Annotated in this window: 15 protein-coding genes and 3 pseudogenes; 13 read left to right on the top strand and 5 right to left on the bottom strand. The window is 68.0% G+C overall.

Translation table 11 applies throughout. The annotated features are described in order from the left end of the window. The first annotated feature begins 253 nt into the window (after positions 1-253). From E5CHR_RS10610 to E5CHR_RS10565, 10 genes are all read left to right on the top strand, one after another. Positions 254-739, top strand: a complete 486-nt coding sequence (locus E5CHR_RS10610; protein WP_162579639.1) for a VOC family protein — start codon at positions 254-256, stop codon at positions 737-739. A 77-nt stretch (positions 740-816) separates the two neighbouring features. After that, positions 817-1,821, top strand: coding sequence for a Bug family tripartite tricarboxylate transporter substrate binding protein (locus E5CHR_RS10605; RefSeq protein WP_162579638.1), 1,005 nt, complete (start codon positions 817-819; stop codon positions 1,819-1,821). Between the two features lie 3 nt (positions 1,822-1,824). Then, positions 1,825-2,538: an SDR family oxidoreductase gene (locus E5CHR_RS10600; protein WP_162579637.1), complete on the top strand. Its 714-nt coding sequence runs from the start codon at positions 1,825-1,827 to the stop codon at positions 2,536-2,538. 12 nt (positions 2,539-2,550) lie between these two features. Then, positions 2,551-3,567 (top strand): ketopantoate reductase family protein, encoded by a 1,017-nt coding sequence (locus tag E5CHR_RS10595; protein WP_232062027.1) that lies wholly within the window; start codon positions 2,551-2,553, stop codon positions 3,565-3,567. A gap of 30 nt (positions 3,568-3,597) precedes the next feature. Continuing rightward, the gene (locus tag E5CHR_RS10590) at positions 3,598-4,578 is read left to right on the top strand and encodes a helix-turn-helix transcriptional regulator (RefSeq protein ID WP_232062026.1); all 981 of its coding nucleotides are present in this window, start codon (positions 3,598-3,600) and stop codon (positions 4,576-4,578) included. 131 nt (positions 4,579-4,709) lie between these two features. Further along, positions 4,710-5,441, top strand: coding sequence for an RraA family protein (locus tag E5CHR_RS10585; RefSeq protein ID WP_162579636.1), 732 nt, complete (start codon positions 4,710-4,712; stop codon positions 5,439-5,441). A 54-nt stretch (positions 5,442-5,495) separates the two neighbouring features. After that, entirely contained in the window at positions 5,496-6,512 is a 1,017-nt protein-coding gene (locus E5CHR_RS10580) for a Bug family tripartite tricarboxylate transporter substrate binding protein (RefSeq protein WP_162579635.1), read from the top strand. A 2-nt stretch (positions 6,513-6,514) separates the two neighbouring features. After that, positions 6,515-7,633 (top strand): TRAP transporter substrate-binding protein DctP, encoded by a 1,119-nt coding sequence (gene dctP / locus E5CHR_RS10575; protein ID WP_162579634.1) that lies wholly within the window; start codon positions 6,515-6,517, stop codon positions 7,631-7,633. Positions 7,634-7,650: 17 nt separating this feature from the next. After that, positions 7,651-8,001: a DUF1330 domain-containing protein gene (locus E5CHR_RS10570; protein WP_162579633.1), complete on the top strand. Its 351-nt coding sequence runs from the start codon at positions 7,651-7,653 to the stop codon at positions 7,999-8,001. A gap of 34 nt (positions 8,002-8,035) precedes the next feature. Beyond that, positions 8,036-8,251: a hypothetical protein gene (locus tag E5CHR_RS10565; RefSeq protein ID WP_162579632.1), complete on the top strand. Its 216-nt coding sequence runs from the start codon at positions 8,036-8,038 to the stop codon at positions 8,249-8,251. Positions 8,252-8,344: 93 nt separating this feature from the next. On the opposite strand, the pseudogene E5CHR_RS10560 reads toward E5CHR_RS10565, so the two are convergent. The 3 genes and pseudogenes from E5CHR_RS10560 to E5CHR_RS10550 form a co-directional block, all read right to left on the bottom strand. Next, a pseudogene (locus E5CHR_RS10560) lies at positions 8,345-8,650 on the bottom strand (CoA transferase); the annotation flags it as partial. Between the two features lies 1 nt (position 8,651). After that, a complete protein-coding gene (locus E5CHR_RS10555; RefSeq protein WP_162579631.1) occupies positions 8,652-9,818 on the bottom strand; it encodes an acyl-CoA dehydrogenase family protein in 1,167 nt (388 codons plus the stop codon). 22 nt (positions 9,819-9,840) lie between these two features. Next, positions 9,841-10,719, bottom strand: coding sequence for an FAS1-like dehydratase domain-containing protein (locus E5CHR_RS10550; RefSeq protein ID WP_162579630.1), 879 nt, complete (start codon positions 10,717-10,719; stop codon positions 9,841-9,843). Positions 10,720-10,842: 123 nt separating this feature from the next. On the opposite strand from E5CHR_RS10550, the pseudogene E5CHR_RS31705 reads away from it, so the two are divergent. From E5CHR_RS31705 to E5CHR_RS31700, 3 genes and pseudogenes are all read left to right on the top strand, one after another. Further along, positions 10,843-11,623, top strand: a pseudogene (locus tag E5CHR_RS31705) (hypothetical protein); the annotation flags it as partial. After that, a complete protein-coding gene (locus E5CHR_RS10535) occupies positions 11,603-11,881 on the top strand; it encodes a hypothetical protein (RefSeq protein WP_197893849.1) in 279 nt (92 codons plus the stop codon). The pseudogene E5CHR_RS31705 and the gene E5CHR_RS10535, both read left to right, overlap by 21 nt. After that, positions 11,875-12,045, top strand: a pseudogene (locus tag E5CHR_RS31700) (cupin domain-containing protein); the annotation flags it as partial. The gene E5CHR_RS10535 and the pseudogene E5CHR_RS31700, both read left to right, overlap by 7 nt. A 16-nt stretch (positions 12,046-12,061) precedes the next feature. Here the strand turns inward: E5CHR_RS31700 and E5CHR_RS10530 are convergent. Further along, positions 12,062-12,955 carry an NAD(P)/FAD-dependent oxidoreductase gene (locus E5CHR_RS10530; protein ID WP_162579629.1) on the bottom strand — a complete coding sequence of 298 codons (894 nt, stop codon included), beginning with the start codon at positions 12,953-12,955 and terminating at the stop codon, positions 12,062-12,064. Further along, a complete protein-coding gene (locus E5CHR_RS10525) occupies positions 12,945-13,406 on the bottom strand; it encodes an Rrf2 family transcriptional regulator (protein WP_162579628.1) in 462 nt (153 codons plus the stop codon). Before E5CHR_RS10525 ends, E5CHR_RS10530 begins: the two co-directional genes overlap by 11 nt. Positions 13,407-13,416 lie beyond the last annotated feature (10 nt).

The following is a 13,416-nucleotide window of genomic DNA, read 5'->3' as shown; positions in this document are numbered from 1 at the left end:
CATCAGCGATGTGCTCGTTCACGCAGGAATGGCTGATGCCGCGGCTGGAGGCGTTCCGCGGACACCGGCCCGAGATCGGCTGGCCCTCGGCCTGCGGATGTCGCTCGTGCTCTGAATACACCCGCCAGGAGCGCGCCTCCTGCCCGCCACGGGCATCGCGCCAGCGAACGGGAAATCGACAAGACCCTCCGCGATTCAGACAAGGGCGGCGGCAGGCTGATCCCTACGATGCGGCAACCCTCACGGAGATTGCATGCCGCTTCACTACCTCGAACACTACCTGCTGCAGACCAGCGACCTCGCCAGGACCATCGACTGGTACGAGCGCGTTCTCCTGTTGCGCCGCGGCCCCACGCCCGATTTCGGCTTTCCGGTGCAGTGGATGTACATCGGCGAGAAGGACGTGCTGCACATCACGCACGGCGGCGCCAAGGCATCGGACAACCGCAAGGCGTACCTGGGGCAGCAGTCGCAGGCGCTCAGCGGCACGGGCGTGATCGACCACGTGGCGTTCCGCTGCTCGGGCCTTGCCGAGATGGTCGAGCACCTGCGCCGTAGCGGTGCCGAGTTCAAGGAACGGCAGGTGAACGACCAGGGCCTGTACCAGGTGTTCTTGTTCGATCCCAACGGCGTCAAGGTGGAGTTGAACTTTCCGATGGAAGAAGCGCGCGCCGCCGGCATGACGGCACCGGTGAGCGCCAAGCATTTCGCCTACCAGCACGTCGAGGACGACCACTGAGGCCTACCGTGCTGCGCGACACGGCGCCACGCGACGACCCGACCACGACGACACGAACGACGACGGAGACAAGACTGATGAAGAAGGCAATCGATCAACCCACGAGCCGGCGCAGGTGCGCCCTGGTCGCCGGCCTGGCCGCCGGCGCACTGCCGTCGCTCGCGCCGCTGGCAGCAGTCGCGCAAGGCGCCGCGTGGCCGCAGCGCCCCATCAAGCTGATCGTTCCGCAGGGGCCGGGCGGCGGTGTGGATATCGTCGCGCGAATGCTCGCGCCGCTGCTCGGCGAGGCGCTGGGGCAGCCGATCGTGGTGGACAACCGGCCGGGGGCCTCGACCAACATCGGCGCGGAGTACGTGGCGCGCGCGGCACCGGACGGCTACACGGTGCTGTTCGGCATCAACCAGACCGCGACCATGAATCCGCACATCTATCCGAAGCTGTCGTTCAACGCACTGACGGACCTGGTACCGGTGACGCAGACCTCCACCGTGGCCTACGTGCTCACGGTCAACAATGAGCTGCCGGTGAAGACGCTGGGCGAACTGGTGGAGTACGCCAGGAAGAACCCGGGCAAGCTCTCCTACGGCAGCTACGGCGCCGGGTCGGCGCATCATCTGCTCACCGAGATGCTCTCCGGCACGGCGGGCATCCAGATGACGCAGGTGCCGTACAAGCAGCCACCGGTGACCGACCTGATCTCCGGCAATATCCAGGTGCTCGTCGACGTCAGCGCCGTGATGCTGCCTTACGTGAAGGCGGGCTCGGTTCGTGGCCTGGCCTACACCGATGCGCAGCGGCACCCCGCCTTTCCCAACCTTCCCACGCTCAGCGAGACCTACCCCCAGCTCGTCATGGTCGGCTGGCACGGCGTGTGGGTGCCCAAGGGCACGCCGCAGCCGATCGTGGACAGGCTGAACAGCGAGTTCCGGAGGATCGTCCAGCTGCCGGAGATCCGCAGGAAGCTCGCCGACTTCAGCGTCCAGGCGACCGGCACCAGCGCGGCCGAGTTCCGCGACATCATCGCGCGCGACTACCAGCGCTGGCGCACGGTCATCCGTGATCGCAACATCCGGATCGACTGAAGCATGGCCTTGTTCGATTTCTCCGGTCAGCGGGTGCTGGTGGTTGGCGGCAGTTCGGGCATTGGCCTGGCTGCGGCGCAAGCCTTTGTCGAGGCGGGAGCCCGCGTCACCATCGCTTCGCGCAACCCGTCGAACGTGCAGGCGGCCGCCGAGGCCATCGGCTGCACCGGCCTGGTGGTCGACGCGACGGTGGACAGCGACGTGGCGTCGCTCGCGACGGACCACGAGCCCTGGGGCCACGTGGTGGTCTCCGCGGCCCGGACACCCACCGGCCCGGTGCGCACGATGTCCCTGCCCGACGCCCGTGCTGCAATGGACAGCAAGTTCTGGGGCGCCTACCGGATCGCGCAGGCGGTACCTATTGCGCCTTCCGGCTCGTTGACCTTCGTCTCCGGCTTCCTGGCCGTGCGACCCAACCCGAAGATGGTGCTGCAGGGCGCGATCAACGCCGCGCTGGATGCGCTCGGCCGTGGCCTGGCGCTGGAGCTGGCGCCGGTGCGCGTCAACACCGTCTCGCCGGGCCTGATCGAGACGCCCTTGTGGGACCGCGCGGACCAGGCCGCGAAGGCCGCTGCCTTTGCCGCGGCGCGATCGTCGCTGCCGGTCCGCCGTGTCGGCGTGCCCGAGGACGTCGCCCGCGCCATCGTGTATCTCGCCGCAAGCGGCTTCGCGACCGGCACCACGGTGCGGGTCGACGGCGGCGGTTCCATCGCTTGAGCGGCTGATCCCATGCGCACGCTCATCATCGGATCGGGACCCATCGGCAGCTACCTCGCTGCACGCCTGCAGCTCTCGGGCGCGGACGTGGTGCTGCACGGCAAGGGCGAGGCCTTCGAACGCACGGTGCGTCAGGGCGGCCTGACGCTCCAGCCGCTGGACCCACCGCACGATGCTCGCCATGTGTCGCTGCGCTGCAGTGCCGCGGTGCCGCCACCCGGGGGCTGGGACCTTCTGGTGTTCGCCGTCAAGGCGCAGGACCTGGGCCTGGCCGCGCAGCAGTTCGCGGCGCACGCCCGCGACGCGATCATCCTGTTGCCGCAGAACGGCCTGCCCTGGTGGCAGTACCTCGGCACCGATGCGCCGCCGCTGCGGCTCCAGGCCGTCGACCCGGATGGGTTGGCGGAGGCCGCGCTGCCGCTCGATCGCATCGCAGGCTGCGTGGTGACCAAGGGACTCTCGCTGTCCGCCGAGGGCGCCCTGGTCGAAGTCACCGTCGCCAGCGACCGCTTCGCGCTGGGCGACGTCGTCCGGGGGTCCGATGCATCGCGCGGCCCGCTCGAGCTGATGCGTGGCGCGAAGCTGCCGGTTGTGCTCAGCGACGACATCCGCACCGACAAGTGGCGCAAGCTCCTGGTGAATGTGGCCTTCAACCCGTTGGGTGCACTGTCGCAGCTGGGCTTCGGCGAGGTGCTGGACGAGCCCGAGGGCGAGCGCCTGGCACGCGCGATGATGGATGAGGCCATGGCCGTCGCGCGCGCCTGCGGACTGGCCGAATCCATCGATGCGCAGGCCGCCTTTGCACGGGCCCGCAGCAGCCGGTACCACCGGACGTCGATGTTGCAGGACGTGCAGGCCGGCCGGCCCTTCGAGCTCGAACCGATCGTCGGGGTGCTGCTCGAACTGGCACGGCGCCAAGGCATCGACGTGCCGGCGCTGGGCACGGTCTACAGCTGCCTGCGGCTGCTCAATCTCAGTGTGCGCAAAGGCCCGATCCGGCAGATCCCGCGCGAACGCGGCGGCGCGTAGGCCAAGGTGCGGGAAACGCCGGATTGCCGGATGCCGCCGCTTCGCTACAAGCGGGAGATGCTCGCCAAGCCCGCTTCGTCCATGCTCAGCCGCGTGGTGCCCACCTTCACGCTGGCGCAGAAGACCTTCTGCTGGTCGGGCTTCGGGGTCCGCAGCACCGCGGATGCCCAGCGCGACATGGCGCCGCATCGACATGCGTTCTTTCAGGTCTTCTTCGTGGCCGCGGGCACGGCCACGCACGAGATTGCCGGGCGCACCCACCACGCGCGCAGCGGCAGCATCTTCTTCGTGCCGCCCTACACCGTGCACCGCGTGGCCTTCCCGGCCGAAGCCGAGTGCTACGTGATCTACTTCAGCGCGCAGTTCATCCGGCAGAACGTCGCGCTGCCCGACGAGTCCGCGCATGGGAACGCGGAGCTGATGCAGCTGCCCGAGCTCGCGCCTTTCTATTTCCAGCCGCGATGCAGCTACGTGCTGGATGCGGCAGAGACTGCCGAGGCCCGTGCGCGCTGCCAGCGCATGCTGCAAGCCAGCGACCGGCGCGGCATCTTCGATGCGACCCGTGCCCGGGCCGAGCTGACGCTGCTGCTCGCCCAGGTCGGCGACAAGTACCTGCCCGAGTTCCAGCGACTCGAGCGCGATGGCGCGGTACAGCGCGTCATCGACCGGCGCGCCAGTGCGGCCATGGCGTATCTGGCGCAGAACTTCCGCCGCAACATCACGCTCGGCGACGTCGCGGCCGAGGTTCACCTGACCGGCACCTACCTGACGCACCTGCTCAAGCAGGAAACCGGCAAGACCTACAAGCACCTGCTCGACGAGATCCGCCTGGAGCACGGCAAGCAGCTGCTCGCCTACACCGACATCCCGATGCTCAAGGTGGCGGAGGACTCCGGCTTTCTCGACCAGGCCCACTTCAACAAGCGGTTCAAGGTCTACACCGGCATGACGCCCGGCCAGTACCGGCGGCTGCACCACGCGCCCTTGCACGACGAGGTGGCGCCGGCCTGAACCCGCCCACGCCCGGCACCGAACCGGCGCGTGCGAAAACGCCAAGCGCCCGGTGGTTTTGAACAAGCGCGCGGCGCCTGCAGCGGCCACAGTCGAATGCACGTGCCGACCCCGGCGCAGGCCACCTCGACATGCAATCCTCCATCATCTACACACGCCTCCCATCCGCCGCCCTGCGCTGCGACTGCAACGATGCCGCGCCCTTCGGCGTCGCCGACCTGCACGAAGCCATGGGTGCGCTGGCCGGCCGCCGGGCACTCATGAATCCCGCCATGCGTGCGCTCGAGCGCGGCTTGCGGATGGCGGGCCCGGCCGTCACGGCCTATTGCGATCCCGGCGACAACCTGATGGTGCAGAAGGCGTTGCGGCTGGCGGCGCCGGGCCAGGTCGTCGTGCTGAGCAACGGCGGGGCCCCGCACGGTGCCCTGTTCGGCGAAATGATGGGCACCTATGTGCTGCACAAGAAGCTCGCAGGTGTCGTGGTGCACGGCCCGATCCGCGACGTGGATGCGCTGCGCGCCATGCATGTGCCGATCTGGTCCACCTGCATCTCGCCCTCGCGCCCCGAACGACGCGGACCGGGCGCGGTCAACGTGCCGGTGGCGTGCGCGGGGATCACCGTGCACCCGGGCGACATCGTGGTCGCGGACGGCGACGGCGTCATCGCCATTGCACCGCACACCTTTGCCCGTGTGATCGAGGCTGCGCGCGCCCGCGTGGCGAAGGAGGCCGCCATCATCGCCGCCTTGAAACGCGGGGAGCACCTCGACGAACTCAGTGGCGCGGACGCGGTGTTTCGCAGCCTCGAGATCGAAGAGCGCGACATCGATTGGGAAAGCGACATGCGGCGCACTGCAGGTTGACCGACCGCCAGGCGCAACGGCGACCGAACACCGGGTGAACACCAAGGAGACTGGATGAGTGCAAGAGCGAATGGGTCGTCGGGCCGCGCAGGGCCGACGTTCTGCCCGCATCGCCGGCAAGCGATGCTGGCCTTGCTGTCGTTGTCGGCCTGGCCGGCTGCGCCGTCGATCGCCGGCGCCGGCTACCCCGCCAAACCGATCTCGCTGATCGTCTCGCTGCAGGCCGGCAGCGGTTCGGACGTTGCGAGCCGGCGTGTCGCCGAGCGCATTGCAGACCGGCTCGGCGTGCCGGTGCCGGTCGAGAACGCGCCGGGCGCGGGAGGCCTCGTGGGCGCCTCCAAGGTTTTCAATGCGCGCCCGGACGGCTATACGATCGGCGCGCTGAACAACGGCCTGGTCTGCCTCGTGCCCAATCTCAAGGACCGTCCCTCGCTCGACGTCGGCCAGCTCACGCCGATCGGCATGGTGGCCGAGTTGCCGAGCGTGCTCGTCGTGTCATCGGGCCTGCCGGTGCGGACGCTGGCGGAGCTGAGCGCCCTGAGCCATCGCAATCCCGGATCGCTGTCGTATGGCTCGGTCGGCATGGGCAGCCCCCAGCACGTGGCGATGGAGATGCTCAAGAAGTCGACCGGTGCCGACCTGACGCACGTCCCCTACAAGGGCGGTCCACAGTCCGTGGCCGACGTGGTGGCGGGCCAGATCGCCGCCACCTGGATCGCCATTCCGGTCGCCATGCCCTTCGTCAAGTCGGGCCGGTTGAAGGCGATCGTGGTGGGTGGCACCACGCGGTCTGCCCAGCTTCCGTCGGTGCCGACACTGCGCGAGGCCGGCGTCGCCGAATTCACCTACCTGCCGTGGATCGGCTTCTTCGGCCCTCCCGCCCTGCCCCAACCGGTGCGCACCACGCTGCACACCGCGCTGCAGGAGGCCTTGCGCGACCCGGCCACCTCGGCGGCACTGGCCGCTGCCGGCCTCGACGTGCGGCCGATGAGCGTTGCTGAATTTGCGCAACGCCTGGGCGCGGAGCGGCGCGAGATGAGCGCCGTGCTCAAGCAACTCGAGCTGGGGTGACGATGCCGCCGACTTTGCAGGAAGCGCGCCAACGCCACGCGATCGCAGAGGCCTGGCTGCGCGGCGCCTACGCCAGGCCGCTCGTCGCATCGGGCAAAGGCGCGCGCGTCGTGATGCGCGCCAGCGCGCATCCCACGGCGGATGCGTGGGTCGTCCCCAGCGTTTTCGAGCCCTCGTTCGCGGTGCTGAACGCCATGGCGAACGGGCGTATCGCCGTGACGGCCGCCTGGGGTGAATCCGCGCATCCGGCGCGCGAGGGCTTTCAGGCGCTGGTGGACGGCCGGACCGATTTCGCGCCGTGCTACACCTCGTGGGAACCCGAGCGCTTTCCGCTCGCGCAACTGCTCGCCTTGCCCAAGCTGTTTCCAAATACGGAGGTGGCCACGGCGGCTTCCGAAGCGCTCTACGCGCCCTTTCTGCGCGACGAGTTCGAACGCGCCGGCGTGCTGCTCGGCCGATTGAAGGCCACGGGGGCTTACCACCTCTTCGCCCGGCGTCCGATCGAGCGCCTGGCCGACCTGCGGGGACTGAAGATCGGCACCAACGCCGGCATCGACACCCGCATTGCTGCCGCGCTGGGTGGCCGGCCCGTTGCCTTGCGCTCGGTGGACCTCCTGCCGGCCTTCATGGGCGGCGACGTCGACCTCGTGTCGTTGGCCGATGGCTCCGCCCAGGTGTTCGGCGTCGGTCGCCACGCGGCGGTCAGGCTGGAGATCGGCGTGTCGATGATGAACCTCGAGTTCGGACTGGCGCGGCGCTTCCACGATGCGCTGCCGGGTGAACTCCGCGTCGTGCTGAACGATTGGTTGCGCGCGCAGTCGCAGGCCGAAGCGCAATACTTCTATGGCGTCGGGGGCGCCATCGCGCGCGCGGACTTCGCGGCGGCCGGCTGCCGCTTCGTCACCCTCGATGCAGAGGATGCGCGCGACCTCGATGCCCGCATGGACCAATTGACGAATGACATCGCGCGCGAACTCGGCGCCAGGGGGCTCCCTGCCCGCGAATTCGTCGATGCGGCGCGCGCTGCTGCCGCGCCACTGAAGAACCGCAGCGCCGACGCATTGATGCTCGACGCCATCGAACGACCGCGCTGGCTGCTGCCCGGCAGCCGCCCGGAGTGAAAGAAGGACGCATTCGCATGTCTGCTTATTGGATCGCCCGCTCGAAGATCCTCGACCCCGAGCGCTACTGGAACTACGCCCGGCAGATACCCGACATCGTCGCTCGCCACGGCGGCCGACCTCTGGCCCGAGGCGGCAGGTTCCACATCGCCGAGGGGAGCCAAGGCTTCAACCGCTTCGTGGTGCTGGAGTTCCCGACCATGCAAGCCGCCATCGACTGCTACGAGTCGCCGGAGTACCAGACGGCGCGGCAACATCGGTTGCCGCCCTTCGGGGAGGCCGAGATCGTGATCGTGGAAGGCGGGGAGTTCACATCGGCCGGCGGATTGGCGGCGGCCGCTGCAGCAGAGGCGAAGAAGAACGCCTAGGGCCGGATGGTTCGTGGCGGTCAGAAGGCCCACGATGCGCGCGGCGCGTTACACCGGCGGCCTCTGGGTGGGCAAGTTCATCAAGACCTCCGCCCGGATTGCCTTTATGCGCGAAGGTGGTCAGGCGTTCCAACGCGAGCAGCTGCGGGCGGCGACCGTCCTGGAGGCAGATGAAGCATCTATACCAGCCGAAATCAGGTCCTATTTGCGCTGCAATGAAGGGGCGGTCATGTTCGGGGGCGAAGGCTGAGGTCGTGGCCTTCCAATGCCGCTTTCTGGCTACCCTAGGTCTCTGCTGGACGACTGCTCATGGCCCGACGGCGGTCAAGGGAATCTTCGTACCCAGCCCCTTGCGCGCGGCGGCACCGGGCGCGAGGTTCTGAACCAGCACGTCGGCCTTGGCGATCAGGTCCTTCAGGGCAGCAATCGTTTCAGGCTGCTTCAGGTCAAGCGCGAGGCTCTCCTTCGAGCGGTTCACCCACACGAAGTGCGAAGCCAGCCCCTGGTTGCGATCGTCGTAGTCGCCCACGCCGGGGCGCTCCACCGTGATCACTCGCGCGCCCAGGTCGGCGAGCTGGCGGGTGCAAAAACGCGCGGCGATGGCGTGTTCCAGCGACACGACCGTGATGCCATCGAGGGGTCGTGGCAAATCAGAAGCTCCGCGGCAGCCCGAGCACATGCTCGCTGACATGGCTCAGGATCATGTTGGTGGAAATGGGCGCCACCTGGTAAAGGCGCGTCTCGCGGAACTTGCGCTCCACGTCGTATTCGCAAGCGAAGCCGAAGCCGCCGTGCGTCTGCAGGCAGGCGTTGGCGGCTTCCCAGCTGGCCTTCGCCGCCAGGTATTTCGCCATGTTGGCCTCGGTGCCCGCGTTCTGGCGCGCATCGATCTTCTCGCACGCGCGCCAGCGCATCAGGTTGGCGGCCTCCAGCTCGATGAACGCCTCGGCCAGCGGGAACTGGATGCCCTGGTTCTGCCCGATCGGGCGCCCGAACACTTTGCGCTCGCCCGCATAGTCGCGCGCCTTCTCCAGAAACCAGTAGCCGTCGCCGATGCACTCGGCGGCGATCAGCGTGCGCTCGGCGTTCAGGCCGTCGAAGATCACCTTCAGGCCCTTGCCTTCGGTACCCAGCAGCGCATCCTCGGGCAGTTCGAGGTTGTCGAAGAACAACTCGTTGGTCTCGTGATTAACCATGTTCAGGATGGGACGCACGGTGAGCCCGTTGCTGACAGCTTTGTCCAGCTCGATGATGAAGCACGACAGGCCATCGCTCTTCTTCTGCACCTGGTCCAGCGGCGTCGTGCGCGCGAGCAGGATCAGCAAGTCGCTGTGCTGCACGCGCGAGATCCAGACCTTCTGGCCGTTGATCACCCAGCGGCCGTCCTTCTTCACCGCCGTGGTCTTGAGCTTGGTGGTGTCGCTGCCGGTGGTGGGCTCGGTCACGCCCATGGACTGCACGCGCAGCTCACCGGCGGCGATCTTCGGCAGGTAGCGCGCCTTCTGCTGCCCGGTGCCGCTGAACACGATGGTGTTCATCACGTACATCTGGCCGTGGCAGGCGCCGGAGTTACCGCCAGAGCGATTGATTTCCTCCATGATGACCGAAGCCTCGGCCATCGACAGGCCGGGCCCTCCGAACTCCTGCGGGATCAGGGCGGCGAGCCATCCGGCCTTTGTCAACGCGTGGACGAATTCCTCGGGGTAGCCGCGTTCCTCGTCGATCTTGCGGTGGTACTCGGCCGGGAACTGGCGGCACAGATCGCGCACGGCGTCGCGGATCTCGTGGTGGTTGTTGGAGCTGGTCTTGTCGAGCATGGTCGTGGAAGATGAGGAGGGTTCAGCGGATCGTGGCCGTGGCCTGCATGGCGAGCCAGCCTTCGTGGTCGCGCGCCCACAGCCGGATGGTCTTGCCGTCTTCCGACGGTTGGCCATGCACGCTAAAGGGATGCACGTCGATGATGGGGCGCACGGCCTTGAAGGCGAAATCCGTCACCACGGCCTCCGGTGCATGGCGGCGCAGCAGGTCCAGTAGCAGCGTGGCGACCAGCGGCCCGTGCACTACGAGGCCGGCATAGCCTTCCTCGGCCGTCGCGTAGGGACGGTCGTAGTGGATGCGGTGGCCGTTGAAGGTGAGCGCGGAGTAGCGGAACAGCAGCACCGGATCGGGCACGATCTCGCGCGACCAGGCTGCTTCGCCTGGCGCCGGCGTGGGTGGCGCAGGCGTATCGCCCGGGCGGGCCGGGGCGCGGTAGACGATGTCTTGCTCCTCGCTGATGCACAGCGTCTCGCCGCGACGGATCTCGTGCTGCACCAGCGCGAACACCAGATCGCCGGTGCGGCCGGCCTTGTGCGTCACCGAAGCGATGCGCGAGACACGCTGCACCGCATCGCCCCCCCGCAGCGGCGCGCGCCACTGCAGACGCCCGCCCGCCCACATCCGCCGTGGCAGCGGCACCGAAGGCAGGAAGCCGCCCAAGCGCGGATGGCCGTCCGCGCCCAGCTCGTGCTGCGGCGCACGCGGCAGGAAGTACAGCCAGTGCCACGGCGGCGGCAGCGCGTCGCCGGTCGCATCGGCGTCGCAGTCGAGCGCCGCCGCCAGGCCGCGGATGGGCGCGGCGGTGATGCTGTCGTCCAGCGTTTCGCTGCGGCCTTCCCAGGTCCTCAAATGGGCGAGCACCTCAGGCGTGATACGGGGAGTCACGGAATCGTTCTGCATGCCACTATCGTCTCTGCTCTCACCCGCCGGCACAATGCGCAAGTTCGAGACGGAGCCTTCCAAGTTTCAAAAGGCTGCTCTAATAGGCCGATGGTGTCTCGACGGCGATCAGACTTCGCCCTGATGTTCAGCTATTTCCCCACCAACTACGTTTGGAACCTCTCGGTCGACATCGCCATCGAGATGAGCGCCAAGATCGGCGAGATCGAAGAGATGTGCGCGCCGCTGCAGCAGGCCGCCAAAGCCCCGATGCCGCCGGCATGCAGGCCGTTCGCGAAACTTGGTCGCGAATGGCAGACAAGCTCTGCGCGCTGGCCGAGGAGGACGAGGCCCGAGGCCGGCGGATCTCAGCCGGCGAAAAATACGGCCGCGCTGCCATCTACCTCCTGACTGCCGAACGTTTGCAAGGTCGCGACGCACCGGGCGGCTGGAGCTCTACAAGCGCTGTCTGAGTCTCTTCATGCGCGGCATCGAGCTGACGGGCGAGGAATGCCGCAGGGTCGAGATTCCCTACGGGCCATCGCACATCGCGGCGCTTCTCGTGCCCGCGCAAGGCATGCAAGGCAAGACGCCGGTGCTTGTTCAAATCAACGGTCTGGATTCGACGAAAGAGATGCTGCTGCGCGTGGGCTTGCCGCGCGAACTGTCACGCCGTGGCGTCTCGTCACTGCTGGTGGACCAGCGCGGTACCGGCGATGCAATGGGTGTGGGGTGTGGCTGATCAGGATGCGTTCATGCGTATCGCCGAGGACGTGCATCTGGACGGCGTGGTGGAGCGTATCAAGGTGCCCTTTCTTGTCACCCACGGCAGAAGGATTCGCAGATTCCGCTGCACTGGGCACAGCGCACCTACGACCAGTTGACCGACAGTCCCAGGCGCGAGATGAAGGTGTTCACCGACCGGGCAACGGCGCGATCATGCGTCCGGTGCTGGCCGGAATCCCGGCGGACGCAACCCGCGCCAGCGGCACGACGGTGCGGCTGGGATGCACCTTCCGATCGCGCCGACTTCCTCGCGATGTTCAAGTCCTTGCTGACCGCGTTCAGCGCGCCGCAGGTGGTTGCCATCCGCAAGCAGGTCGATGAGCAATCGCAGATCGTCTATCGCCCGCTCGAAGCGCCGGTGCTGCCGCTTCCCTGGCATCGTGGGCGAGTGAGATGACCTTGGACGACTCGGAAGCCGCGCTGGAGCCCGGCAGCGTTGTCGTTCAGCGAGGAACCAACCAAGCGTGGGCCAACCGATCCGGCAAGCCCTGCCGGATGCTGTTCATCCTCGTCCATGGGCAATACGAACCTGCGGTCGCGGCGGCTCTTCCAGCGGGTTAAAGGGAAAAATCCTGCTTCAGTAACCCTGAGACCCGAAGACCAACGAACGATGGACCGCCGCGCCGGCCAGCGCGCCATCGCCAACGGCGAGCGCCACGTTGCCGGCCGCACGCGCCAAGTCTCCGCAAGCAAAGACGCCGGGCACGGACGTCTCCTTCATCGGCCCCGTCTTGACGAACGCACCGAGGGGGCCCTGCTCGTGCACGCAACCCAGTTGTGCGGCGAGCTCCGATGCGGGCTCGGTCCGGGTCGCGGTGAAGAGGCCGGCGAAATCCTCGTTGCGACCGTCGACCAGCAGCACACGTGCGCGCTCGGCGATCCGGGCGATGGGGGTCGGTTCAACCACCACGCCGCGCGCCGCCAGCGCCCGTGCATCTTCGTCGCTCGGGACTAGCGCGCCGTTGAGGAAGAAGGTGACGCTGCCCCACTCGGGCAGCAGCAGCGCCTGATGCAACGAGTTCGGTCCGGTCGCTATCACGCCGATCCGGCCCAGCGCCAGCTCATAGCCGTGGCAATATGGGCAGTGGAACACGCTGCGGCCCCAACGTTCTTCGAGGCCTGGGACGGACGGAAGCCCGTCGGCGACGCCCGTGGCCAGGACGACGCGGCGCGCTTCATGGGCGCCACCGTCCACCTGCAGCGCGAAGGCCTCCGGGCCGCCCGTGATCGAGGACACATGGCTTTCGAACCAGCGGACCGTGGCATACGCACCCACCTGCGCCCGCGCCTCGGCGACGATCGCGCCGGGCGCGCGGCCGTCTTGCGCGAAGAAGCCATGGGCGCTGGCGGCGAAGCGGTTACGCCGCACGCCGGTGTCGAAGATGGCGACACGGCGCCGGGCACGTGCCAGTTGCAAGGCAGCGGAAAGGCCGGCAAAGCTGCCGCCGACGATGGCCACGTCAAACGTCATGGGAAACCTCATGGAAGGACCGGCCGCGTGCGGCGAACCGGCGTTGGAAATCGCGCGACAGCGCCGCGAGTGTGATGGAGCCCAGGCGTTCGAGCAGGAGGGCCTCGGCCTCGCCGTAGGCCTGCTCCAGGGCGGTGTTGACGGCCTGCTCCACCAGGCAGCCGGGGCTCTCTTCGCGGTGGCCCACCGCCAGCAGTTGCGGCGCGCCCACGGCCTCGTGGATGTCCCGCAGCGTGATGTGCTCCGGAGCACACGAGAGGACCCAGCCACCCCCATGCCCTTTGGCCGAGGCGACGAAGCCGGCGTCGCGCAACCCTGCCATCAGGCGACGGATGACCACCGGGTTGGTCTGCATGGCCTGCGCCAGCCATTCCGAGGTGACGGGCCGGGTCAGTTCGGCCATGTGCAGCAGGCAGTGGAGGACGCCCGAGAGGCGGCTGTCTCTTTTCATGCAACTATGA

The sequence above is a fragment of the Variovorax sp. PBS-H4 genome (assembly GCF_901827205.1).
In the GTDB taxonomy this organism is placed as follows: Bacteria; Pseudomonadota; Gammaproteobacteria; order Burkholderiales; family Burkholderiaceae_C; genus Variovorax.
Note: the sequence above shows the minus strand (reverse complement) of the source record. Positions and strands in the feature narration are given on the sequence as shown.

Excerpts from the sequence above, each read along its gene's own strand:
- E5CHR_RS10590 (WP_232062026.1), top strand. The coding sequence starts at position 3,598 with ATGCCGCCGCTTCGCTACAAGCGGGAGATGCTCGCCAAGCCCGCTTCG.
- E5CHR_RS10605 (WP_162579638.1), top strand. The coding sequence starts at position 817 with ATGAAGAAGGCAATCGATCAACCCACGAGCCGGCGCAGGTGCGCCCTG.
- E5CHR_RS10535 (WP_197893849.1), top strand. The coding sequence starts at position 11,603 with ATGAAGGTGTTCACCGACCGGGCAACGGCGCGATCATGCGTCCGGTGC.
- E5CHR_RS10585 (WP_162579636.1), top strand. The coding sequence starts at position 4,710 with ATGCAATCCTCCATCATCTACACACGCCTCCCATCCGCCGCCCTGCGC.
- E5CHR_RS10555 (WP_162579631.1), bottom strand. The coding sequence starts at position 9,818 with ATGCTCGACAAGACCAGCTCCAACAACCACCACGAGATCCGCGACGCC.
- E5CHR_RS10595 (WP_232062027.1), top strand. The coding sequence starts at position 2,551 with ATGCGCACGCTCATCATCGGATCGGGACCCATCGGCAGCTACCTCGCT.
- E5CHR_RS10600 (WP_162579637.1), top strand. The coding sequence starts at position 1,825 with ATGGCCTTGTTCGATTTCTCCGGTCAGCGGGTGCTGGTGGTTGGCGGC.
- E5CHR_RS10530 (WP_162579629.1), bottom strand. The coding sequence starts at position 12,955 with ATGACGTTTGACGTGGCCATCGTCGGCGGCAGCTTTGCCGGCCTTTCC.
- E5CHR_RS10580 (WP_162579635.1), top strand. The coding sequence starts at position 5,496 with ATGAGTGCAAGAGCGAATGGGTCGTCGGGCCGCGCAGGGCCGACGTTC.
- E5CHR_RS10570 (WP_162579633.1), top strand. The coding sequence starts at position 7,651 with ATGTCTGCTTATTGGATCGCCCGCTCGAAGATCCTCGACCCCGAGCGC.
- E5CHR_RS10610 (WP_162579639.1), top strand. The coding sequence starts at position 254 with ATGCCGCTTCACTACCTCGAACACTACCTGCTGCAGACCAGCGACCTC.
- E5CHR_RS10550 (WP_162579630.1), bottom strand. The coding sequence starts at position 10,719 with ATGCAGAACGATTCCGTGACTCCCCGTATCACGCCTGAGGTGCTCGCC.
- dctP (WP_162579634.1), top strand. The coding sequence starts at position 6,515 with ATGCCGCCGACTTTGCAGGAAGCGCGCCAACGCCACGCGATCGCAGAG.
- E5CHR_RS10565 (WP_162579632.1), top strand. The coding sequence starts at position 8,036 with ATGCGCGCGGCGCGTTACACCGGCGGCCTCTGGGTGGGCAAGTTCATC.
- E5CHR_RS10525 (WP_162579628.1), bottom strand. The coding sequence starts at position 13,406 with ATGAAAAGAGACAGCCGCCTCTCGGGCGTCCTCCACTGCCTGCTGCAC.